Origin of the sequence: Niabella aurantiaca DSM 17617 (assembly GCF_000374125.1) — a bacterium.
In the GTDB taxonomy this organism is placed as follows: Bacteria; Bacteroidota; Bacteroidia; order Chitinophagales; family Chitinophagaceae; genus Niabella; species Niabella aurantiaca.
Genome location: NZ_KB893627.1, coordinates 90,969 through 113,582 on the forward strand (window position 1 = coordinate 90,969; position 22,614 = coordinate 113,582).

The window sequence follows — 22,614 nt, forward strand, 5'->3', positions numbered from 1 at the left end:
CCGTCTGCAAATGTAAAAGAAACAAATGGAAGATGTGTTTGATACAGCTGCTGCCCTGAATGCACCTAAGGGGCTGCGGACTCAGAATGATATGGCCCGGGAGATTATCAGCCCCACCTGTGATTGTCATTGATTTTATATTTGCGGATTGAATAAACGGAACGGTGGTGCCTTCCAAAGAAACAGGCTCATAATTTTTCATCTTTCATTTTATACGCTATCTTTGATATGTTCTACATAAACACATAAATTGCATGTGGATCCTTTTTTTTAAATGATGAACGATTGAATATGAAGCGCTATTTACTCACATCCGCTGTGGTTTTGTTAACGTTCCTGGGCGGCAGGGCACAACTGGTGGTTCCTTTATACCCGGTGGTACCGAATTCCATTAAAACAGATGCGGTAACGGAAAAATGGGATACTACAGCTACGGGCCGGATCCTGGTGCGATCGGTTACAGCTCCATCCATAACCGCTTATTTCCCTTCAAAAGAAAAAGCCACCGGCACTGCAGTGGTGATCTGCCCCGGTGGCGGCTATTCTTATTTGGTGATCAACCAGGAAGGAACGGATGTGGCAAAAGCATTTGCTGAAAAGGGTGTTGCCGCTTTTGTTTTGAAATACCGGTTGCCGGACGACAGGATAATGGTCAATAGAACGATCGGGCCATTACAGGATGCGCAGCAGGCAATCAGGATCATAAGAGAGCGGGCCTCCGAATGGAATATCAACCAGGACCGGGTCGGCATTATTGGCTTTTCCGCCGGCGGGCATCTCGCATCTACCGCATCCACGCATTTTAATGACCGGGTCATTGATAATCCCCGGCATACCAGCTTGCGCCCTGACTTTTCAATACTGGTTTACCCGGTTATCAGCTTTACGGAACCGCTTGTACATAAAGGCTCGCGGCGCGCCTTGCTCGGTAAAGACACGGCTGTGGCGGAAAAAGTGGACCAGTATTCTAATGAAAAACAGATAACGGCGGCAACACCTCCTGCCTTTCTGCTACACAGTTCCGATGACAGGGTAGTACCGGTGGCCAATAGCATTGCGTATTACCAGGCCCTGCTGGCTGTGGGTGTAAAAGCCGAAATGCATATTTATGCTGCGGGCGGCCACGGGTACGGGCTCAACAATAAAACCAATAACGATCATTGGTTCGAAAGATGTCTGAACTGGATGCGGGCGAATGGTTGGATAAAGTAGTATGTTTTTAAAACCTGTATCTGAGTACGGTAGTGCACTTTGAGGTATCCGACAACGTTTTGAAATGAAAACCGGCGTACCAGTCATGACCCAATGGTAGATAATGGCCGACTCCCATTATGTTAAAAATCCGGTGTCTTATCTTTGGCAAAAATTGGAAATTGGGAAAAACGGTTTATATCATTGGGGGAGGCGCTTCGGGTTTCTTTTGTGCAGTGAACGCGGCGCGCATGGATCCGCAGCTGAAGGTGGTGATTGTCGAAAAAAGCAATAAGCTGCTGTCGAAGGTAAAGATCAGCGGGGGCGGGCGCTGCAATGTAACCCATGCCTGCTTTGAAATTGCGGAAATGGCAAAGCGCTATCCCCGGGGAGGAAATTTTGTAAAGAAACTCTTCCACCAGTTTTTTACCAATGATACCATTGCCTGGTTTCAGCAAAGAGGCGTGTCGTTAAAAACAGAAGCAGACGGGCGGATGTTCCCGGTTACGGATACTTCGCAAACCATTATTGATTGCTTGCTGGAAGAAGCCCGGCGGTATGGTGTGGAGGTCCGGATGCAATGCGCGGTAACGGCAGTAGAAAGGACCGCTGCTGATTTTATGCTCAGCACTGCGCGCGGAGACATTCTTCGCTGTGATTATGTATGCATGGCCTGCGGAGGGTTTCCCCGGCAGGAGCAGTTTCAATGGCTGACAGGCCTGGGCCATTCCATTGCACCGCCGGTTCCTTCTTTATTTACATTCAACAGCCCGCAGCATCCGTTAACGGCATTGATGGGCCTGAGCGTGCCCGATGCAAAGGTTTCAGTGGCAGCCACCAAATTACAGCAGCGTGGTCCCTTGCTGATCACCCATTGGGGTATCAGCGGGCCGGTGGTATTGCGCCTGAGCGCCTGGGCAGCGCGGAACCTGGCCCTTCTGCAATGGCGCTTCGGCGCTCTTATAAACTGGCTGCCGGATCTGCGGGAGCCGGAGCTCCGGGAGTTGTTCCTCCGGTGGCGGTCGGAAAAAGGAGCGCAAAAAATAGCGGGTAAAAATGAATGGGGATTGCCCAACCGTCTTTGGCAGTTCCTTCTTTTGCAATCCGGCATTGATGATCAGAAACGCTGGGCAGACCTTCCCTCGAAGAACCAGAACCAGCTGATCCGGAACCTGCTGGCGTTTGAACTGCCCGTTAGCGGTAAAACCACTTACAAGGAAGAGTTTGTTACCGCCGGAGGCATTGTGCTGTCGGAGCTGGAACCGCATACAATGATGAGCAAAAAGGTACCGGGGCTTTTCTTTGCGGGCGAAATAACGGATGTGGATGGCATTACCGGCGGGTATAATTTTCAAAATGCCTGGAGCTCCGGGTTTGTTGCCGCCCGGTCTTTAGTGCAGCTGGCGGCCGTTAACCGCTGATCTTTTTGGCGTATTCCGTGGGCGTCATTCCAAACTGCTTGTGAAAGTTCCTGCCAAATTGCGTAAGGGAGCTGTAACCGACGGTCTCCGAGATCTCATTCATGTGATGGTGCTCCTGGCTGATCAGGGCCGCTGCTTTTTTGAGGCGGGTAAGATTGATCATTTCATTGGGCGACAGATCAGAAATGGACTTTATTTTACGGTAAAGCGTAGGACGGCTCATGTTCAGGTTCTGCGCCAGGAATTCAACGTCCAGGAGCGTATTGGAGAGGTTGGCTTCTATGAGTTGCTGCAGCTTTTCGAGGAACTGCTCGTCCATTTTTGTATGCGCCATGGTTTTGATATGGGTCAATGGCGATTTGGCAAAGTAATCCTTCAGCTTCATCCGGTTGCTGAGCAAACTTGAAACCTGTGCGTTCAGGTGCTCCGGGGAAAAAGGTTTTTCGATATAAGCGTCGGCCCCCGCATCCAGCCCTTCTATTTTTGACTGGAGTGTGTTTTTTGCGGTAAGCAGAACGATCGGGATATGGCTGAGCTCGAAGTTGGATTTTACAAGATCGCAAAATTCTAGGCCGTCCATTCCCGGCATCATGATATCGCAGATGATCAGGTGAATGATATGCTCTTCCAGCTGCCGGAGCGCTTCCCTGCCGTTGGTGGCCGTTAGCACAATATATTTTTCTTCGAGGTCGTCTTTCAGAAAATCAAGAATTTCCTCGTTATCATCCACCAAAAGAAGGGTAAATGCGCTGTGAGACGGGTTGTTGTTCTCTTCCTGGGTCAAGATTGTAAAAACGTTTTTAAATGCTGAATCATTTCCTGAGAACCGCTTCTTCATATACTTTGCCCATCATTTTCCCGTTTTTAAAGGTTGCCGATTTAATCAGCAGCGGCGGTTTTACTTTAAAAGGGCCCGTGTACAAAGTTGACTGCGTCGTAGGCTCATTGCCATCGGTAGTGTAGCGGATCTCCGGTTGATAACTATTGGTTTTGAAACGGATCTCTGCCGTGTTCGCAAGACTGTCGGTGAGGGTTGTCTGCCATACATTGTACGCGCTTCTGGCATAATTCAGTTCAAGAAAGTCGTAGCGCTCGTACTGTGTTTCCATTCGCCGGGCAAAGTCGTCCCATTGCTTGCGGTTCTTCGGCGTCCAGCCTGTTTCTGCAATGGCTGCCGCGCGCGGAAAGGCCATGTATTCCACTTTTTCAGGAGTATGAATGAACTCACTCCACACATTTCCCTGCACGCCCTTTATAAAACGGGCTTCTGCTTCGGTAAGCTCCGGAGGGGTGGGCTCAAAATTATATACTTTTTCCAGTGTATTGATGGCATGGTCAAAAATGGCATTGGGCTCCATTGATGGTTTTCCCTGGTAGTAATCAAGATAATAATAGTTATAGGGGGTCATTACCACATTGTGCTGTTGCCGGGCAGCTTCAATGCCGCCCTTAATGCCCCGCCAGCTCATCACCCAGGCATTGGGTGCCAGTCCGCCTTCGAGTATCTCATCCCAGCCGATGTAGTTCTTTTTTTGAGCGGTGAATATTTTTTCAACGCGCTTCACAAAGTAGCTCTGTAATTCATGTTCGTCTTTGAGGTGCTCTTTACGAATCCGTTCCTGGCACTTCGGGCAGCTTTTCCACCGGTCTTTAGGTGCCTCGTCACCGCCCATATGAATGACGGCTCCCGGAAAAATGGCCACTACTTCTTTGATTACGTCTTCGAGGAACTCAAAGGTTCTTTCATTTCCGGCGCAAAAAATCTCTTTCTGGATGCCCCACCTGGTAAGGGGTTTAAAGGGGCCGCCGCTGCAGGACAGCTCAGGATAGGCGATCAGCGCTGCCGTGGCATGCCCCGGCATTTCAATTTCCGGTACAATCGTTACATAACGTTCTGCAGCATAGGCTACCAGTTCTTTGGCCTGCTCCTGGGTATAATAGCCACCGGCCGGGGTTCCGTTTAAACGCCCCTGGCTAAACTCAGTTGTGGTTCTCCAGGCGCCGATATCCGTTAGCCTGGGGTATTTTTTTATTTCAAGGCGCCAGCCATGATCTTCTGTAAGATGCCAGTGAAAGGTATTCATTTTATGCATGGCCATATAGTCGATCAGCTTTTTTAAAAAGTTCATCGAGTAATAATAGCGGCCGCAATCCAGCATCAGTCCTCTCCATTCAAACCGCGGCCAGTCGGTGATCTCCACAGCAGGGATACCGGTCAGCGCTTTTTTAGTGGTGGGTAATAATTGTAAAATCGTTTGTATCCCGTAAAAGGCGCCATTGCCTTCCGATGCACGGAGCAGGATATTTTTGTTGTTGACAGTGAGCCGGTAGCCTTCTTTGCCCAGGGAGTCCGTCCCCGGCCCCAGGTGAATGATGAATGCATTGGCTACGGGGCTTCTGCTTTCGCTTACAGGGATCGTAAGCCCTGTTCTGTCCTTAAGTGCCTGGGACAGCATCGCACCCAGTTTCCTGCCTGCCGGGTTTCCGGGTGTTACACAGATCTTTGTGGCTGCATTCAGCAGGAACCGGCCCGGCAGGGATTTTACCACTGCCGGCCGCGGGATAATAGCAGGCTCGGTTTGGGTCTGTGCCTTTACAGGGCTGCCCGGGAAAAGGGAGAAAATTAAAAACGAAGAACAAAACATCAATGCGGATCGCAGTTTCATATGCATAATCATTCAAATAAAAAATAGACGGTAAATATAATTAAAGAAGTCACAAAAACAGCAGAAACCGGTTTTATAATGTGTACCCCGACTCAGGCCGGTTCCGTCCGGTGCGGGAACAGAAGCTCGAAACAGATCTGTTCTCCATTACCTGTCAGGCGGATGCTTCCTCCATGGAGTTCGGTAAGCGACCGGGCAAGATAAAGCCCGATGCCGGTTCCGGCCACCGTTTCCGTGAGCTTTGAACGGAAGAACAGTTCAAATATTTTTTGCTGATCAGCGGCAGGAATGGGATCCCCGTCATTGCTGACCGTGATCTTAAAATGATGGTCTGCGCCGGGAGCGGTTAATTGGGTAAAGACCTTTGTTTTCCCATATTTGAGGGCATTATTGAGAAGATTGCTGATGATCTTTGTAAAGGCATCCCGGTCTACAAATGCATCAAAAGGGACAGGAGGAACTGCAATCCGGAAATGGAGGTTTTTATTTTCGGCGGTGGGTTGAAAGCTGCTCCATATATCGGTAAGCAGCTGCGGGATATTTGTTTTTGTAAAATTCAGGGACAGCTGTCTTTCCTCGATCTTCCGGAAGTCGAGCAGTTGGTTGGTGAGCTCCAGCAGTCGCTCCGTGTTCCTGTTCATGCTGTTAAGGTATTTTTCCGTTTGGGGCGTTTGGGCTATCTGCCCGGTGATCTTTTCCAGCGGCGCCTTGATCAGCGTGAGCGGGGTCCGGATCTCATGGGCAACTTTTGTAAAGAAATCTATTTTGGCTTCTACCAGTTCTTTTTCCTTTTGCATGGCATACAGCTGCATTTTGCGTTTTTGTTTATTGGCGAGGTACTGCCGGTAGGTCCGGATCAGCAGGAAGGTTGCCGACCCGGCCAGGATCAGATAGCACAAATAGGCAAGGGGCGTTTTCCACAGCGGGGGGCGGATCGTGATCCGGAGCGCCCGTTCATTGTTCCGCCATTGGCCGCTGCTGTTGGTGGAGCGTACTTTGAAAATGTATTCGCCATGGGGCAGGTTGGTAAAATAAACACTGCGGTTTGTTTTGATGTAATTCCAGTCCTTATCCAGTCCTTCCAGCTTATAAGCATATTCAACATTATCCGGTGCGGTAAAGTTGATGGCCGCAAAGTCGATATTGAATGTCGATTGATCGTAGGCAAGGCTGATCTGCCGCGTGTTCTGAAGTGATTGCAGTAAAGGCCCGTTCTCTGAAGCGATCGTCAGGGGTACATTGAATACGGAAAAGTTGGTGATATACACCGGCGGAACATAAGTGTCTGGTTTTAGCTCGTACGGGTTAAAGCTGATGAGTCCTTTTACACTGCCATAATAAATGCGGCCGTTTTTTGAATGGAACAGGGACGAATAGTTGAACTGATCGCCGAGCAGTCCGCTGGTTTTGGTAAATGTGCGCAGGATGCGGGCATGCTGATCCAATAAGACCAATCCTTTTGATGTGGTGATCCAGTGGCGGTGCAGGCTGTCTTCCGTGATCGTATAGATCAGGTTGCTGGGCAACCCGGCTGCGGTCGTGTAGATCTTTATTTTTTTTGTAGACGGGTGAAGGTTGTATAAACCATCTTCGGTTGCGATCCAAAGGGTTTTGTCGGCTGCTTCATGAATATAGGTGATCCGGTTCTCTGCAAGCAGGTCCCTGTTCTGCTGCCATACCTGCAGGCGGCCAAATATCTTCTTCTGCGGATTGTAGTAGTGAAGTCCGTTCTGAAATGTTCCGGCCCAGATGGTGCCGTCTGTCGTTTCCAGGATGCATGAATAAAATGCTTCCCTGGGAAAATAATCCGGCGACCGGAAATTCCCGTTTTTAGGATCGTACCGGTAGATGCCGTTGGAGCTGCCGATCCATATCCGGCCATCGGAGGTCTTATATAAACTGTGAATAAAATTGCTGCGCAATTCGTTGGGCCCGGGGCCGGCGGTGAAATGACGGATCACGGTCTCTGTCCGCAGATCCATCATGTCGAGGCCATGTTCAAATGTACCGATCCACAACCGGTCGCCATCGTACAGGAGGCCGTGTATATTGGTGTGTGCGATGCCGGTATTTTTACCGGTGGGTTTGAAATTTGTGAACTTCCCGGTACTGGTGTCCAGTTTATTCAGGCCGGCATCTTCAGTGCCGATCCACAGGTGGCCGCGGTTGTCGGCGGTGATCTCCCTGACCGCGTTCCCGTGAATGGAGCGGGCGTTCATCCGGGGAAAATACTTTTCAAAAGCGGGGTTCGCTTTCGGATAATAATTCAGTCCGCCAAAGTAGGTCCCGATCCAGATACCGCCTTCCCGGTCTTTACAGAGCGAATAAACAGCGTTGTCGGTAAGTGCATAGGGGTTCTGATAATTCTTTTTAAGGTTAACGAACTGATTGTTCTGCGTGTTGTAAATATAGATGCCGCTTTCCGTTGCGATCCAGTATTCGCCCGGCTTTGACTGTACAAAATCCCGGGCGTAGATCTCTGTTTTATCTGTATTATAGGTAAGCAGGTCTTCATACGTATGATCACGGGTATTGAATTTTTTTATTCCCTGGGTTGCCGTGCCGATCAGAAAATAACCCTCTCCTGTATCAAAGATCCGTTCCAGCCAGGTAGATACTGCAGGTTGGGAATGGCCAAAGACAGAAAAAAAGGTGAACCGGCCGGTTGCCGGATCGTAACGGCCGATGGAACCGTGGAGCGTTCCTACCCAAAGCTCATTGTTCCGGGAGATGGTAAGGGTGGTACAAAAATCCAGTTCCCCGTTAAAAAAGCGGGTGGTCTGTTGGGTCCGCCCGGAGTAGCGGTATAGCTTAAAATTAATAACGAACCACAGGTTGCCTTCAGCGTCTTCGGCAATGGCACGTACCAGTTGCTTGGGCGTCTCTTGCAGATGTGCAAATGTTTCGTTATCGGGATTGTAAGCATAAATGCCATGCTCTGTTCCCACCCAGATGGTACCATCGTTCCCTTCACGCAGCTGCCATACAGAATTGTTGCCCAGGCTGGTGCTGTCTCCGGAAATATTCCGGAACACTTTAAAGCTATAGCCGTCAAAGCGGTTAAGCCCATCCTTGGTGCCGGCCCAGATAAACCCTTTTTTGTCCTGTATGACGCAGGTGGCCGTATTGTTGGACAATCCCTTCTCAACCTGGAAGCGCTCAAAATAATATTGCTGGGCACCGGCAGAACGTACACAAAGAATGGTGATAAGAAAAAAAAGATATAGGACCGTATGCTTCAATTATGACCGGATTTTAATGCCAAATATAAGCATCCCAATGGGGGGAATATAAAATATCCAATGTGAAGTATTGAATTTTAAAGTACAGAAGCTCCTCTTACAGAAGGCGCATAACCATTGTATTGTTCCAGGCACCGGCTGCTACCTGCCGTCTTCTATCATCTAATGCCTATGGTCTATCGTCTAATGTCTATCATCTAATCTCCCTGCTCTCATTTCCCCATTTTCGAATTTTCAAATTCTCCACCTGATACAATTTGATGAAAGATTGAGACAAAATATGCGGGATCGGGGAATTGGTAGTGATAATTTTGGAGTCACTCAGCTTGTTAAACCAGCGCTATATGAAATATAGATCCGAAAAGCCATCCCGCCATGTCTTACAAAAGACAGGCCCCCTTTTATTCTTTTTGTTGTTTTGCTTTGCAACTGTTTTAAATGCACAAAAAGGAACAGCGATCACCGGAAACGTTTCCGATGACAAAGGCGTTCCGCTCCGGGGCGTAAGCGTTTCTGTTAAAGGAACAACGACGGCTACGCTTACCAGCGAGCAGGGAACCTACCATATTACGGCTCCTGCCGGCGCTACGTTGGTCTTTACCAGCGTTGGCTACACCTCAGAGGAAGTGAGGGTGGGGGACCAACCGAAGATCGATGTGACCTTAAGATCCGCGGCTACGGATCTGAATGAAGTGGTGGTGGTCGGTTATGGTACCCAGCTAAAGAAGGACCTGACGGGCGCTGTTTCCGTGGTGAAGGCTGCGGATGTCAATAAACGGCAGGCTACCACCGTTGCAGAAGCATTGCAGGGGCTGGCCACCGGCATCAAAGTACGGGGAGGGGGGCGGCCCGGCTCCGAGGCCCAGATACAAATAAGAGGATTGAAGAATATTTCAAACTCCAACCCTTTGTATGTTATTGATGGATTGATCACTACCGCAAACAGGGATTTCAATCCGGAAGACATCGAATCCATCCAGATCTTAAAAGATGCATCCGCAGCAGCGATCTATGGCTCCCGCGCGGCGAATGGAGTGATCATCATCACAACGAAAAAGGGTAAATCGGGACCAATGCGGATCGATGCCTCGGCGAAGTATTCGGTGCAGACCATGCCCCGGTATAAGCTTGCGGAGACGGATGAATTTAAAAGACTGAACTATATGGCCTATGACAATGCCAACGTTCCCCGTCAGCAACTGGATACGATGGTCAACACCAACTGGCAGGACGAGGCTTTCCGGCAGGGAAATATCCGGGACCTGAACCTGAGTTTTTCCGGAGGGGGAAACAACGGGTCCTATTTTGTGTCGGGGGGGTATTTCGGAAATAAAGGTACGGTGATCAGTACCGGTTTCGACCGCTATAACCTGCGGGTAAACACACAGGGCACCAAGGGGATCTTCAGCATCGGCGAGAACCTGGCCATCAGCAATGCGAAAACAGATGAGATGGGCGGAAATCCTGTTATTGATGTCATACGGCTCTTGCCCACCATCCCGGTATATGATGATACACACCCCGGAGGATATGGGTATGGTGACGAGCGGAAAGCCCGCACTTTCGGAACGAACCCGGTGGCAATAGCAGACCTGATCAATGAGACCAATGAGAACCTGCGGCTGCGGGGAAACCTGTGGTCCGAACTGAAGCCTTTCGATTTTTTAACGTACCGTCTGAACCTGGGCTATGAAACCAGCCGGGATCATTATAAATATTTTAGAAAGCTGGGCAACTGGACCCTTAACCAGCCTTATGACCCGGCCATCGCCAATGAGAACCGGGCCGAATCGGTAACCAAGCTGATCGAGAATACACTGACCTTTAAGAAGGAATTTGCGAAGCACGACCTGACGGTGATCGCCGGGCAATCGTTCCAGCGCGATGATTATGCACAGATCTGGGGCAGCAAAAGAAACGTTCTGCAGGATGCATCCGGCCATTATTACGATGTGCTGGATCAGGGAAATGAAGCGCAGCTGGGCGGTTTCAGGGAGCGCGTGGCCCTGATCTCTTATTTTGGAAGGGTGGAATATGCATTTGACGACCGGTACCTGATAAACGGGATTGTCCGCTCTGACGGTTCTTCAAGGCTGGGAACGGATCTGGAGTGGGAGCAGTTTCCTTCCGTTTCCGCGGGATGGCGCATCAGCAAAGAGAAGTTCTTTAAGGCAGACTGGATCAACGACCTGAAGGTGCGGGCAAACTATGGTACCCTCGGCAGCTCCAATATCGGTCCCTATGAGCCGGATGCGGTCATCAACACCCTGCCCACGATCGCCATCGGAAAGGATCAGCATACTGCGCCAACCGCCATACAGGTGCAGCTGACCAATCCTTACCTGGTATGGGAAAAGCTGCAACAGCAGAACTATGGTTTCGACGCCACCCTGCTGGATAATAGACTTTCATTTACTGCCGAATATTATATAGCGCAAACCCAGAAGGTGCTCTACCGCTCACCATTGCTCTATTCAAGCGGTCATGACGGGCTGGCCCCGTTTGTGAACGCCGTCAGTCTTGAGAACAAGGGCTTTGAATTTACCATTGCCTACCGGAACAGCATTCATGATTTTAATTACAACGCCGCGCTGAATGTTACTACCGTCAGGAACAAGGTATTGGAGCTGGCATACGGGAAGAACGAGCTATACGTGGGCAATACAGTAACCCGGCTCGGGCAGCCGATCGGCATGTGGTACGTATTGCAGACCAACGGCCTCTTTCAATCGCAGGATGAAGTGGCGAATTATAAAAATGCGGAGGGTAAGGTCATTCAACCCGATGCAAAACCCGGCGACATCCGTTTTGTCGATAACAACGGCGATGGGCAAATCACCAATGATGATAAGGCGATCGTAGGCAGTCCCTGGCCAAAGCTGGAAACCGGTCTGAACCTGGGCGCTTCGTACAAAAATTTTGAGATAACGATGGATTGGTTTGGCTCTTTTGGCTCCAAAGTGTTTAACGGCCCCCGCAGCGTAACGGACCGCTTTGATGATAATTCCAATTACAGGGCCGGTATTCAGCCCTGGACCCCCGAAAACCCCAATACCGATATGCCGCGTGTTTTATATGCATCTACCCTGAATGCAAGGGGCGATACGGAACGCTGGCTGGAAAACGGCAACTTTTTCCGGCTGAAGCTGATCAACCTTTCTTACCGGCTGTCCGATGCATTCGTGAAGAAGATCGGTTTTGAACATGCACAGGTTTCCGTATCGGGTCAGAACCTGCTCACATTTACTCCATACAGTGGTCTTGATCCGGAGTTCAGTAACACAAGCATTTTTGAGAAGGGATACGATTTTGGTGCATATCCCAATGTACGCATGGTTACATTCGGTTTGAACTTTGGATTTTAAATACGTGACCCCATAAGATATATTTATTCAATCAGACGCATTTCGGATTAAAACGATTGACATGAAAAAAATAGTAATAGTTATTCCTTTGCTGATATTGATCATTTCCTGCAGGAAGTCGTTGCTGGATCAGGATAATCCCAACAGGTTACCTGTTGCAAGTTTCTGGAAAAGTGAAGACGATGCCCAAAAAGCAGTGAACTCCATTTACGCCATGTTCTACCAGAACGGAGGCTGGAACCGTTGGATCTATTTCCGCCTGGACCTTACGTCGGATGAAGGCATGAGCAAAAGTCCCTGGGTGGAGCTGGCGGACTGGACAAGGTTCCAGTATATTAATTATAATTTCTGGGAGGGCAACGCAAATACATTTAAAGATATTTTTAAAGCGGTGTTCCGTTGCAACCAGGTATTGAAATTTGTTCCGGATATTCCCTTTGCGGATGAAGCAAAGAAAAAGGCGGTAATTGCCCAGGCAAAATTTTTCAGGGCCTTTTACTACTACTATGCAGCGATCCTGTATGAGAATGTTCCCATTATTTTAGACCCGCACCTGGATGATCCCGGATTTTTGCCCCAGCAGAATACATTGGCCGAAGTGTGGGCACAGGTAGAAAAAGATCTTACAGAGGCCCTGCCTGATCTTCCGGAAACCTGGGACGATGCCAATGTAGGACGTCCCACCAAAGGGGCCGTGAACGCTTATCTGGCACGCACCTACATGCAGCAGCATAAATGGCCGGAGGCCAAAACGGCATTGGATTATTTTATCACCGGTGCCGGTAAGGGAATGTATGAGCTGGTGGATTTTAAAGAGAATTTCCGGTCTACCCAGGAAAACAATAAAGAGTCCGTTTTTGAGATCCAGTTCTCCGATGCCAATAAAACGGGTGAGGGAGATGGTGTCAATGCCAATATGGGTACCAACCGCTGCCAGTTCTTTGCACCGAGAGGGATCGGCTGGTCAGATGGTCAGGCCCGTTTCTGGCTGGTGCAGGAGTTTAAAAAGGAAAAGACCATCGATGACGGTATCGATCCCCGGCTGCGCTATTCCCTTTTTTATCCGGACCTGGAAAAGGACTTTGGCGATAAGATCTACGGCAGGAGCTGGGAATGGAACGCCGATGAGGCCTGGTTTAAAAAATATTCGAGAGATTACTATCGGAGCAACGAAGATTATTTTTCGGAGGTGAACAACCGGCTGGTGCGCTATGCGGATATCCTGCTGATGTATGCCGAGGTGCTGAACGAGCTGGGGCAAACAGCCGCTGCGGTGCCGTATGTAAACCAGGTAAGAACCCGGTCGAAAATGGCCCCGCTGGCCGTTGCGCATCCCACCGCTATTTTGGGCAAGGACAGTTTCCGCGAGCGGTTAAAGATCGAGCGGGCGCTGGAGCTTTGCGGGGAAAGTGTGCGCTGGGCAGATCTGAAACGCTGGGGCGACCTGGATACCCAGGAGAAAGTGAACGCGGTGGCGGTACGGGATCCGGATTTTAAGAACTTTGCTATCGGAAAGCATATCCGTTTGCCCATACCGCAGACGGAAGTGCTCAACAATACGAACTTGAAACAGAACCCCGGCTATTAGCAGGCAGCGATTGGGGCGCACGGATGCATAGCAGCGGGTGCGCGGATCGGCTTATGGAGCGCAACACAACGGGGTCTTTGGGCAGACCTGCATATCTGCGGCATTTGAAACGGAAGAACAGTGAAACAACCTTTTTGATATTTATGCGTCCACCATAGAACAAAGCCCTCTTATGACGAACAATCAATTATATAAAACCATAATGCATCATGAAGAAATTGAACATTAAAAAGGTAATGAAAGGTACAGTGGCCCTGATGACAGGGGTGTTGCTGTTTGTATCGTGTAACACACCGGAGTCCGGTGAAACAGGGCCGGAGGATGCTCCGGCCGCAACCCGGGAGACCTGGACCGCGCAGCAGGCCAACGAATGGTATGCGACCCAGCCCTGGTATGTGGGTGCCAACTTTTTGCCCAGCACTGCGATCAACCAGCTGGAGATGTGGCAGGCCGCGACATTCGATACGGCTACCATCGATAAAGAGCTGGCCCTGGCGGCATCGATCGGAATGAATGTAATGCGGGTTTATCTGCATGACCTTGTGTTTAAAAATGATGAGCAGGGATTTTACGACCGGATCAATAAGTTCCTTGAGATCGCCGACCGCCACAAAATAAAAATATTGTTCACCATTTTTGATTCCTGCTGGGATCCGTTCCCGAAGGCGGGAAAACAACGGGATCCCAAACCCTTTGTGCACAATTCCGGTTGGGTGCAGAGCCCCGGGCAGGCCGTATTAAAGGATTCTACACAGTACCCGGAACTGGAACGGTATGTAAAATCAGTGGTTGGAAAGTTTGCCGGGGACCCGCGCATCATCGCCTGGGATGTATGGAATGAGCCGGATAACATGACCGGCGCATCTTATCAGAAAGTAGAGATCCCCGACAAAGTAGAGCGCGTGCTGCCCCTGCTGAAGCAAACATTTGAATGGGCCCGGAGCGCCAACCCTTCACAACCACTGACCTCGGGTGTATGGGCCGGCAACTGGGAGTCGGACAGCACCCTGAAACCGATTGAACGCTTACAGCTGCAGGAGTCGGACATCATTTCCTTTCATTGCTACGACGACTCACTGACGTTGCGGAAAAAGATCAGTCAGTTAAAGCGGTATAACAAACCACTCTGGTGTACAGAATATATGGCAAGACCCAACAAGAGCACTTTCCAGAGCTCGCTGCCCATTGCAAAAGAAAACAATGTGGCCATGATCAACTGGGGATTTGTTGACGGGAAATCGCAGACCATTTTTCCCTGGGACAGCTGGACAAAAACCTATACTGCAGAACCGCCGCTTTGGTTCCATGATATTTTCAGAAAAGACGGCACGCCTTACAAACAGGAGGAAGTGGATTTCATAAAATCAATGACCGGAAAAAAATAGACGGCCCGTCATTGTTTGTTTTTACAAAAAGCCCGGTCCCCGTTTCATGCTGCATGCACGAACGGGGATCCGGGCAAAATAACAAAGGACATATTTTGTATCATTGTATTAAATCGAAATAATGCGGCGCATTCTTTTTATGATGCTTGCCGGTTTCCTGCTATTGCTTCCCGTCCGGGGAAGGGCGCAGGCTGCCGGAGAGCAGAATCCGCTGGTGGCGGATCCTACCATTTTTTTTCACGGGGGCGTGTATTACCTGTACGGAACCAACGGCTCCGGGGCCGACAAGGGTTTCAGGGCCTATACATCCACCGACCTGGTTCACTGGAAGGCCGCCGGCAAGGTACTGACCCCGGGCGATGCATTTGGTACCAGGGGCTTTTGGGCCCCCCAGGTCTTTATGTACCGGAAAAAATTTTACATGGCCTATACCGCCAATGAGCATATTGCCATTGCCGTGGCAGATCACCCGCTGGGGCCCTTCCGGCAGGAAAAACCGGCACCCCTGCAGGGACCAGGGCGTATGATCGATCCGTTCGTATTCTTTGATAAAGGAAAGGTCTATCTATATCATGTGCGCCTGCAGGAAGGCAACCGCATTTTTGTCGCTGAAATGGAGGAAGACCTGAGTGGCATCCGCGAAGCAACGGCGAAGGAATGCATCCATGCCGCTTCCGGGTGGGAAAATACGGTAAACGCCCAATGGGGTGTTACCGAAGGGCCTACCGTTTTCAAAAGAGGTAAAATATATTATATGCTCTATTCGGCCAACGATTTTCGTAACCCGGACTATGCCATTGGCCTGGCTACCAGCACATCGCCGTTGGGGCCCTGGAAGAAAGCAACCATCAACCCGGTGATCTCGAAAACCCTTGTGGGGTACAACGGCACCGGCCACGGCGACCTTTTTAAGGATGGCCAGGGGCACTGGCAGTATGTGCTGCATACCCATTTTGCACCGTCGAAAGTGGGCCCCCGGAAAACAGCGATCATACAATTGCTCTTTTCCAGGCATAAGAAAGACCCGCTGATCCGGGCCGATCCCAAAACATTCCGATTTTTAAATTATATAAAATGATCCGATCTTTTTTGATTCTTTTTTTTGCAGGATTGATTGCCGGGTGCTCCGGCTCCAAAAACACCGCTGCGCTGCACACATTTACCAACCCGCTGCTGCCGTCCGGTGCAGATCCCTACAGCTTTCATAAGGACGGTTATTATTATTATACACATACCACACAGAACAAGCTGGTGTTGTGGAAGACAAAAAGTCTTTCCGATCTGAAAACTGCAGAGCGGAAAACCATCTGGACGCCTCCGCGCAATACCATGTATTCAAAACAACTGTGGGCGCCGGAGATCTTATTTTTAAGAGGAAAATGGTATATGTATTTTGCGGCGGATAACGGCAATAACCACAACCACCGGATGTATGTGCTCGAGAACAGCGCGCCGGATCCGATGCAGGGTGAATGGATCTTCAAAGGCAAGGTGGCAGATCCTTCGGATAAATGGGCCATTGACGGAGATGTATTTGAGTATAAAGGTCAGTTGTATATGATCTGGTCCGGATGGGAAGGAGATGCCAACGGCCAGCAGAATATCTATATCGCAAAAATGAGCAACCCCTGGACCGTCGAAGGGGAGCGCGTGCTGATCTCAGAACCGGAACATAAATGGGAGAAATACGGGTACCTGAAAGGGGAGACCCCGGATCACGTATTGGTAAATGAAGGCCCTCAGTTCCTGATCCGTAAAGACCGCATTTTTATTGTCTATTCTGCAAGCGGATGCTGGACCGAAAATTATACCCTGGGTATGCTTTCCCTAAAGGACAACCGCGATCTTTTAAACCGTGCAAACTGGCTGAAAAGTCCCGAGCCGGTATTTAAGGCCGCTCCGGAGAACGGGGTTTATGCAGCCGGTCATAACTCCTTCTTTAAATCGCCGGATGGAAAAGAAGACTGGATCCTTTATCATGCAAATCCCCGGCCCGGCCAGGGATGCGGAGAGCATCGCTCACCCCGTGCCCAGCGGTTCACCTGGCGGAAAGACGGCACGCCTGATTTTGGGCGTCCCCTGCCAACAACAAAGCCGCTGCCCGAGCCCTCTAAAAAGAAGTGATATGAAAAAAATTGTTTATGGTTGTTTGATGCTGCTGGCAACACTTCCGTCAGTGGCACAAAAACCGGCGGCGATCGATACGGATTTTCCGGACCCCACCGTGATCCTTGCCAACGGGAAGTATTATGCATATGCTACCAACTCCGGTTCTGCCGGCAGGTTCCGGAACATTCAGGTGGCTGTGTCCGGTGATCTGAAAAACTGGAAGATCATCGGCGATGCCCTCCCTGAAAAACCATCCTGGGGCTATAAGGATTTTTGGGCGCCGCATGTCCTGTACAATGAAACAATAAACAAGTATGTGCTTTTTTATTCCGCAGAAACGGTGGATACCGCTGCGGGTAAAGCGATCGGTGTGGCCTTTGCCAACCGGCCGGAAGGCCCCTTCCGCGATGCGGGCGCACCCCTCATCGTACGACCGGACTTTGAAGCCATTGATCCGATGGTGCTCCGCGACCCGCGGTCAAAAAAATATTATATGGTATGGGGCTCCGGCTTTCAGCCGCTGCGGATCCGGGAAATGGATCCGTCCATGAAAACGTTTGCTGCGGGATCCGTAGACCATGCGATCCTGCCGGCAGGGGCGGATAAAGATTATGGAAAACTGGTAGAAGGTGCATGGATCGATTATGATCAGGGCTACTATTATCTTTATTATTCCGGCGACAACTGCTGTGGCGTGGATGCGCATTATGCGGTAATGGTGGCCCGGTCAAAAAATATTACGGGGCCTTACACCCGTCTGGGAGCCGTATCGGAAAACAAAAGCAGCGTGATCCTGGAAAGCGACGCCATGATAGTGGCGCCGGGGCATAACTCGGTGTTCAAAGATAAGGAAGGGCAAAAATGGATCGCCTATCATGCCATACCCCGGGCGGCATTTAACGAAAAGAAATATGGCCGTATCCTGTACCTGGATCGCATTGTTTATAAGAACGGGTGGCCGGCGCTGATCAAAGAAACGCCGCCAGCCATTTCCATCCGCTGGACAGACAGTGTTACCATCAGCACCGGCTACAGGGAAAATGAAACGGGGGAGGCGCTGCCGGTATATGGCGCCCAGTATCCGCGCCTCCTGCGGCTTGCTAACGGAAAATGGCTGGCAGGCTATACGGTACTCCGCAACAAAGGATACAAACGGGATGCAAAAGGCGGGCTGGAGCTGGAGATCTCGGAAAGCAGCGACAATGGTAAAAGCTGGACAAAGATCAGCACCATTACTGACCCGGGAAGGGACCTGGACAATGCACAGCTGGTGCAGCTGCCCAATGGTGATGTGTTGCTGGCCGGGCGATCGGTACGCTGGCAGGAGTCGTACCGGCTGCCGGTATATCAGAGCAGCGATGGTGGAAGGAACTGGCGCTTGCTGAGTGTGATCGATACAAATGAGGGCGCTCCCGGCACCCTGGGAAAGCCGGATAAGGGATTGTATGAGCCGCATTTCTATTTTTTGAAAGACGGCCGGCTGGCCGTCTTGTACGCCAGCGAAAAGCACGTGACCGGTGCTCCATCGTATAGCCAGATCATTGCACAGAAGATTTCGGCGGATTCCGGCAAAACCTGGGGCCCGGAGATCTGGGTGGCCCATACGCCCGGACATCCGTTGTCGCGGCCGGGCATGCCGGTTGCAGACCGGATGCAGGATGGGAATTACATCGTTGTTTATGAAGTCTGCGGTCCCGAAGATTGCGGCATCTATTATAAAACGGGCGCCGACGGCATCCACTGGGAGGAAGGATTGGGTACGAAGATCCCCGGTCAGAAAGCAGCGCCCTATGTATGTGCGCTCTCCGATGGTAACCTGCTGTTGTCGTCCAACCTGGGAACGGTATCCGCAAGCAATGATTTCGGTAAGACCTGGAGGCAGCTGGAAATGCCCTGGACACACAGTGTTCCCTTTGAAAAAGACTGGCACCAGACCATCTGGCAAAGCATTTACCAATTTGATGAGCAAACGGTTGGGGTGGTTACCTCAAGAAAAAGAAGCGGGGGCGGGCATGATGTGAAGATCCGGTTCGGGCGTATAGAAAAAATGGGTACCTTGTAAAGCTGCCCGGACATTATTTATTGTATATTCGACATTTATCAACGATTGCACATGCGTTTGTATGTTTTTTACGGAACGGTTTTATTGTTTTTAGCCACAACGGCTTTTGGGCAAAAGAAGGCCCCCACTGCCGGTGATCCCATTCATTATACGCCAAGGGTATTTAAAAACTTCGACATCGGCGCGATACAGCCGGCCGGCTGGCTGCTGGACCAGCTGCAAACAGTGGCCCGGAATGCAACCGGTCATTTGGATGAAACACACGAAAAGATCAAAAAAGACAATGGCTGGCTGGGCGGCAATGGAGACGGGTGGGAGGAAACCCCCTACTGGCTGGATGGTGCAGTGCCCACCGCCTACCTGCTGAAAGACCCGCAGCTGACCCGGAAAGTAGGGCGATACATCAACTGGACCCTGGAGCACCAGCGGCCATCGGGATATTTTGGTCCGCTGACAAAATATGAAAAGGAAACGGGGAAACCCATCACGCTCGAAACGGCCGATAAAGGCGAGGACTGGTGGCCCAAAATGGTGATGCTGAAAGTACTGCAGCAATACTACAGCGCCACTAAAGACAAACGGGTCATCCCGTTCATGCTTCGTTATTTTCATTACCAGGAGGCGGCCTTAAAAAAAGTGCCGCTTTCAAAATGGACAGAATGGGCTGTATCCCGGGGCTCGGAAAATATGCTGGTGGCGCAATGGCTGTACGGGATCACCAAAGAATCTTTTTTGCTGCGGCTTTCGGCCACGATCCGGGGCCAGTCGCTGCCCTGGAGCGCTTTATTGGGCGGGCGCGATTGGGTGATGCAGGCAGCAGCCTTCCAAAACAATAAGGCCTGGATGACCCGGCACGGTGTGAACGTGGGCATGGCGCTGAAAGAGCCGGCGCTCAATTATGAACGCACTTCCGATAAAAAATACCTTGAGATCCTGAACCGGGGCTGGAGCGATATTATGCTGCTGCATGGCCTGCCCAACGGCATTTTTTCTGCGGATGAAGACCTCCATGGGAATCTGCCCACCCAGGGTACAGAATTATGCGCCATTGTAGAAACGATGTTTTCGATGGAAGAAGCGCTTTCCATTACCGGGGAACTCCAATTTGCAGATGCATTGGAGCGGATGACCTTTAACGCGTTCCCGCCGCAGACCACCGCAGATTTTAACCGGAAGCAATATTTCCAGATCGCCAACCAGGTAGATGTCAGCAGGGGGGTGTACGATTTTTCTTTACCGTTCAACCGGCAGATGAATAACGTGTTCGGCGCCCGCAGCGGCTACAGTTGCTGCCTGGCCAACATGCACCAGGGCTGGCCCAAATTTGTTCAGAGCCTTTGGCATCAGACCCACGACAAGGGCGTAGCCGCGCTGGTCTATGCACCAAGCCGGCTGACAACCACCATCGGCACCGTTCCGGTGACGATCGTTGAAAAAACAGATTATCCGTTCAATGATGAGATCCTTTTTGAAGTAACGCCCGGAAAAAATATGACGTTCCCCTTTTTATTAAGGGTCCCCGGCTGGTGTAAAAAGCCGGTCATTACGATCAATGGCGAACCCCTGGAGCCGGAGATACAACAGGGACTGGTAACGCTCAAAAGGACCTGGAAAAAAGGAGATGTGGTAAAGCTGCGGCTGCCGATGGATGTGCGGATCACAAACTGGGGGCGTAACTCGCGAACGGTAGAACGGGGCCCGCTGGTGTATGCCTTAAAGCTGAAAGAAACGGCAACGGAGGCAACAGAGCCGGCAGAGGGCCCGTACGAAACGCTGGCTACAAGCGATGCCTGGAACTATGGCTTATTAAAAAAGATCGTGGATGATCCCGGTGTGCTGAAGGTAGCGGAGCATCCGTTAAAACCGGGCTTTAAATGGACACAGGATTTTGCCCCGGTAGCCATTACCGCATCCGGAAAACGCATTCCTTCCTGGAAGGCGGAAAAAGGACAGGTTGCGGATCAGCCGGTATCAGACAGGGAGGGTATTTATAAAGGGGAAGTAGCGCCGGAGATCCGGTCGTTCACATTGATCCCCTATGGCTTTACCCGTTTGCGCATTGTGGCATTTCCTGTTGTGCCCTGAGTATAGATTCGTTAATTTTAAATCCAGAAATAATCAAATCAATAAAATGATCAACATGAATCAAACGTTAAAAATGGCGGCGTTGGCTTTTTTGGCCGCGGGAGCGATCTCCTGTAATAACCCCGGAAACAATGAAGGTGCGCAAGAGACACCGGATACGACCCGTGTGGCCGGTGCAGACAGCGCCGGAGCGCTGGACCCCGCAAGTTTTGAGGCCACTATCGACGGCAAAAAGACCGGCCTGTACACCTTAAAGAATGCGAACGGGATGCGGGTAGCCATTACCAGTTATGGCGGCCGGATCGTTGGCCTCTGGGTTCCGGATAAGTCCGGCAAACCTACCGACGTGGTCATCGGGCTAAACAGTGCAGAGGGATATCAGAAAGCGACCGAAGCTTACCTGGGCGCTACGATCGGGCGTTATGGGAACCGCATCGCAAAAGCCCGGTTTAAGCTGGATGGTAAGGAATATACGCTGGCAGCCAATAACGGGCCCAATAGCCTGCATGGAGGAAAAAAAGGATTCCAGTATGTGGTATGGGACGCCGTTCAGCCCAACGACAGCACGCTGGAGCTGAGCTATACCAGCCCGGATATGGAAGAAGGCTTTCCGGGAGAACTGAAAGTGAACGTTACCTACAGCGTTACCTCAGATAACGCCGTAAAAATGGAATATAAGGCCACAACCAATAAAAATACCGTTGTGAACCTGACCAACCATGCGTATTTTAACCTGAATGGTGAAGGCAGCGGTGATATCTTACAGCACACGGCACAGATCTATGCCGATCAATACACGCCGGTGGATTCCACTCTGATTCCAACGGGCAAGCTGGAGCCGGTAGCCGGAACCCCGTTTGATTTTACAAATCCGGTAACCATTGGCGCCCGTATCGGTGAAGATAATGTTCAGCTGAAATATGGAAGAGGGTATGACCACAACTATGTACTGAAGGGAACCAAAGGTGCCTATGGTCTTACCCATGCGGCAACCTTTACCGGCGACCAGTCCGGGATCGTGATGGATATTTATACACAGGAGCCAGGGCTGCAGTTTTACAGCGGTAATTTTAACGAAGGAAAAAACACCCTGAAGTCCGGGGCAAAAGACATTCACCGGGGGGCATTTTGCGCAGAGACGCAGCATTTCCCCGATTCGCCCAACCAGCCCGCTTTCCCAAGTGTGGAATTAAAGCCCGGTGCCACCTACCATACAGTGTCCTACTATAAGTTTTCGGTGAAGCCGTAATGATCTGTTTCATAAAACGCAGGGCTGTCTTCAAAAGGGCAGCCCTTTTTTATGTCATGGGATCGCATACACTTCTGCGGGTACTGGCACTCAACACGCGCCCGCCCGCTTAAGCGCCGTCGGCGCGTTATTAAAGCCACATTTTAACGGGGCAGTAGGCCCATGAGTACCATGGGTACGGTCCACCATGTACCGGATCCCCCCGGATGATCCGTTCGGACCTCTTTCCTGCTCTTTTCCTCCATGATCGT

General features: G+C 50.6%; 13 protein-coding genes. 10 read left to right on the top strand and 3 right to left on the bottom strand.

Translation table 11 applies throughout. The features are described 5' to 3' along the window. Window positions 1–291: 291 nt before the first annotated feature. A complete protein-coding gene (locus B160_RS0108410) occupies window positions 292–1,212 on the top strand; it encodes an alpha/beta hydrolase (protein ID WP_018627457.1) in 921 nt (306 codons plus the stop codon). A gap of 161 nt (window positions 1,213–1,373) precedes the next feature. Continuing rightward, window positions 1,374–2,612 (top strand): BaiN/RdsA family NAD(P)/FAD-dependent oxidoreductase, encoded by a 1,239-nt coding sequence (locus B160_RS0108415; protein WP_040679650.1) that lies wholly within the window; start codon window positions 1,374–1,376, stop codon window positions 2,610–2,612. Here the strand turns inward: B160_RS0108415 and B160_RS0108420 are convergent. The 3 genes from B160_RS0108420 to B160_RS0108430 form a co-directional block, all read right to left on the bottom strand. Continuing rightward, window positions 2,602–3,450, bottom strand: coding sequence for a response regulator transcription factor (locus B160_RS0108420; protein ID WP_018627459.1), 849 nt, complete (start codon window positions 3,448–3,450; stop codon window positions 2,602–2,604). The two genes, B160_RS0108415 and B160_RS0108420, sit on opposite strands and share 11 nt — an antisense overlap. Beyond that, the gene (locus tag B160_RS0108425) at window positions 3,425–5,278 is read right to left on the bottom strand and encodes a beta-N-acetylhexosaminidase (protein ID WP_040679654.1); all 1,854 of its coding nucleotides are present in this window, start codon (window positions 5,276–5,278) and stop codon (window positions 3,425–3,427) included. Before B160_RS0108425 ends, B160_RS0108420 begins: the two co-directional genes overlap by 26 nt. Before the next feature lie 92 nt (window positions 5,279–5,370). Further along, a complete protein-coding gene (locus B160_RS0108430) occupies window positions 5,371–8,520 on the bottom strand; it encodes a ligand-binding sensor domain-containing protein (RefSeq protein WP_018627461.1) in 3,150 nt (1,049 codons plus the stop codon). 344 nt (window positions 8,521–8,864) lie between these two features. Here B160_RS0108430 and B160_RS0108435 point away from each other — a divergent pair, with 344 nt between their 5' ends. The 8 genes from B160_RS0108435 (at window position 8,865) to B160_RS0108475 (ending at window position 22,363) form a co-directional block, all read left to right on the top strand. Then, window positions 8,865–11,885, top strand: a complete 3,021-nt coding sequence (locus B160_RS0108435; RefSeq protein WP_026309634.1) for a SusC/RagA family TonB-linked outer membrane protein — start codon at window positions 8,865–8,867, stop codon at window positions 11,883–11,885. A 61-nt stretch (window positions 11,886–11,946) separates the two neighbouring features. Further along, window positions 11,947–13,473 carry a RagB/SusD family nutrient uptake outer membrane protein gene (locus B160_RS0108440; RefSeq protein WP_018627463.1) on the top strand — a complete coding sequence of 509 codons (1,527 nt, stop codon included), beginning with the start codon at window positions 11,947–11,949 and terminating at the stop codon, window positions 13,471–13,473. Window positions 13,474–13,682: 209 nt separating this feature from the next. Next, on the top strand, window positions 13,683–14,858 hold the full coding sequence (locus tag B160_RS0108445; RefSeq protein ID WP_018627464.1) for a cellulase family glycosylhydrolase: 1,176 nt from the start codon (window positions 13,683–13,685) through the stop codon (window positions 14,856–14,858). A gap of 121 nt (window positions 14,859–14,979) precedes the next feature. After that, window positions 14,980–15,936, top strand: coding sequence for a glycoside hydrolase family 43 protein (locus B160_RS0108450; RefSeq protein WP_018627465.1), 957 nt, complete (start codon window positions 14,980–14,982; stop codon window positions 15,934–15,936). Continuing rightward, window positions 15,933–16,982 carry a glycoside hydrolase family 43 protein gene (locus B160_RS0108455; protein ID WP_018627466.1) on the top strand — a complete coding sequence of 350 codons (1,050 nt, stop codon included), beginning with the start codon at window positions 15,933–15,935 and terminating at the stop codon, window positions 16,980–16,982. Before B160_RS0108450 ends, B160_RS0108455 begins: the two co-directional genes overlap by 4 nt. A gap of 1 nt (window position 16,983) precedes the next feature. Further along, window positions 16,984–19,029, top strand: coding sequence for a family 43 glycosylhydrolase (locus tag B160_RS31945; RefSeq protein ID WP_018627467.1), 2,046 nt, complete (start codon window positions 16,984–16,986; stop codon window positions 19,027–19,029). Between the two features lie 51 nt (window positions 19,030–19,080). Further along, window positions 19,081–21,114: a beta-L-arabinofuranosidase domain-containing protein gene (locus B160_RS0108470; RefSeq protein ID WP_018627468.1), complete on the top strand. Its 2,034-nt coding sequence runs from the start codon at window positions 19,081–19,083 to the stop codon at window positions 21,112–21,114. A 55-nt stretch (window positions 21,115–21,169) separates the two neighbouring features. After that, entirely contained in the window at window positions 21,170–22,363 is a 1,194-nt protein-coding gene (locus B160_RS0108475) for an aldose epimerase family protein (protein ID WP_157557963.1), read from the top strand. The last annotated feature ends 251 nt before the right edge of the window (window positions 22,364–22,614 follow it).

Excerpts from the sequence above, each read along its gene's own strand:
- B160_RS0108450 (WP_018627465.1), top strand. The coding sequence starts at position 14,980 with ATGCGGCGCATTCTTTTTATGATGCTTGCCGGTTTCCTGCTATTGCTT.
- B160_RS0108435 (WP_026309634.1), top strand. The coding sequence starts at position 8,865 with ATGAAATATAGATCCGAAAAGCCATCCCGCCATGTCTTACAAAAGACA.
- B160_RS0108475 (WP_157557963.1), top strand. The coding sequence starts at position 21,170 with ATGAATCAAACGTTAAAAATGGCGGCGTTGGCTTTTTTGGCCGCGGGA.
- B160_RS0108445 (WP_018627464.1), top strand. The coding sequence starts at position 13,683 with ATGAAGAAATTGAACATTAAAAAGGTAATGAAAGGTACAGTGGCCCTG.
- B160_RS0108410 (WP_018627457.1), top strand. The coding sequence starts at position 292 with ATGAAGCGCTATTTACTCACATCCGCTGTGGTTTTGTTAACGTTCCTG.
- B160_RS0108470 (WP_018627468.1), top strand. The coding sequence starts at position 19,081 with ATGCGTTTGTATGTTTTTTACGGAACGGTTTTATTGTTTTTAGCCACA.
- B160_RS31945 (WP_018627467.1), top strand. The coding sequence starts at position 16,984 with ATGAAAAAAATTGTTTATGGTTGTTTGATGCTGCTGGCAACACTTCCG.
- B160_RS0108420 (WP_018627459.1), bottom strand. The coding sequence starts at position 3,450 with ATGAAGAAGCGGTTCTCAGGAAATGATTCAGCATTTAAAAACGTTTTT.
- B160_RS0108440 (WP_018627463.1), top strand. The coding sequence starts at position 11,947 with ATGAAAAAAATAGTAATAGTTATTCCTTTGCTGATATTGATCATTTCC.
- B160_RS0108425 (WP_040679654.1), bottom strand. The coding sequence starts at position 5,278 with ATGAAACTGCGATCCGCATTGATGTTTTGTTCTTCGTTTTTAATTTTC.
- B160_RS0108455 (WP_018627466.1), top strand. The coding sequence starts at position 15,933 with ATGATCCGATCTTTTTTGATTCTTTTTTTTGCAGGATTGATTGCCGGG.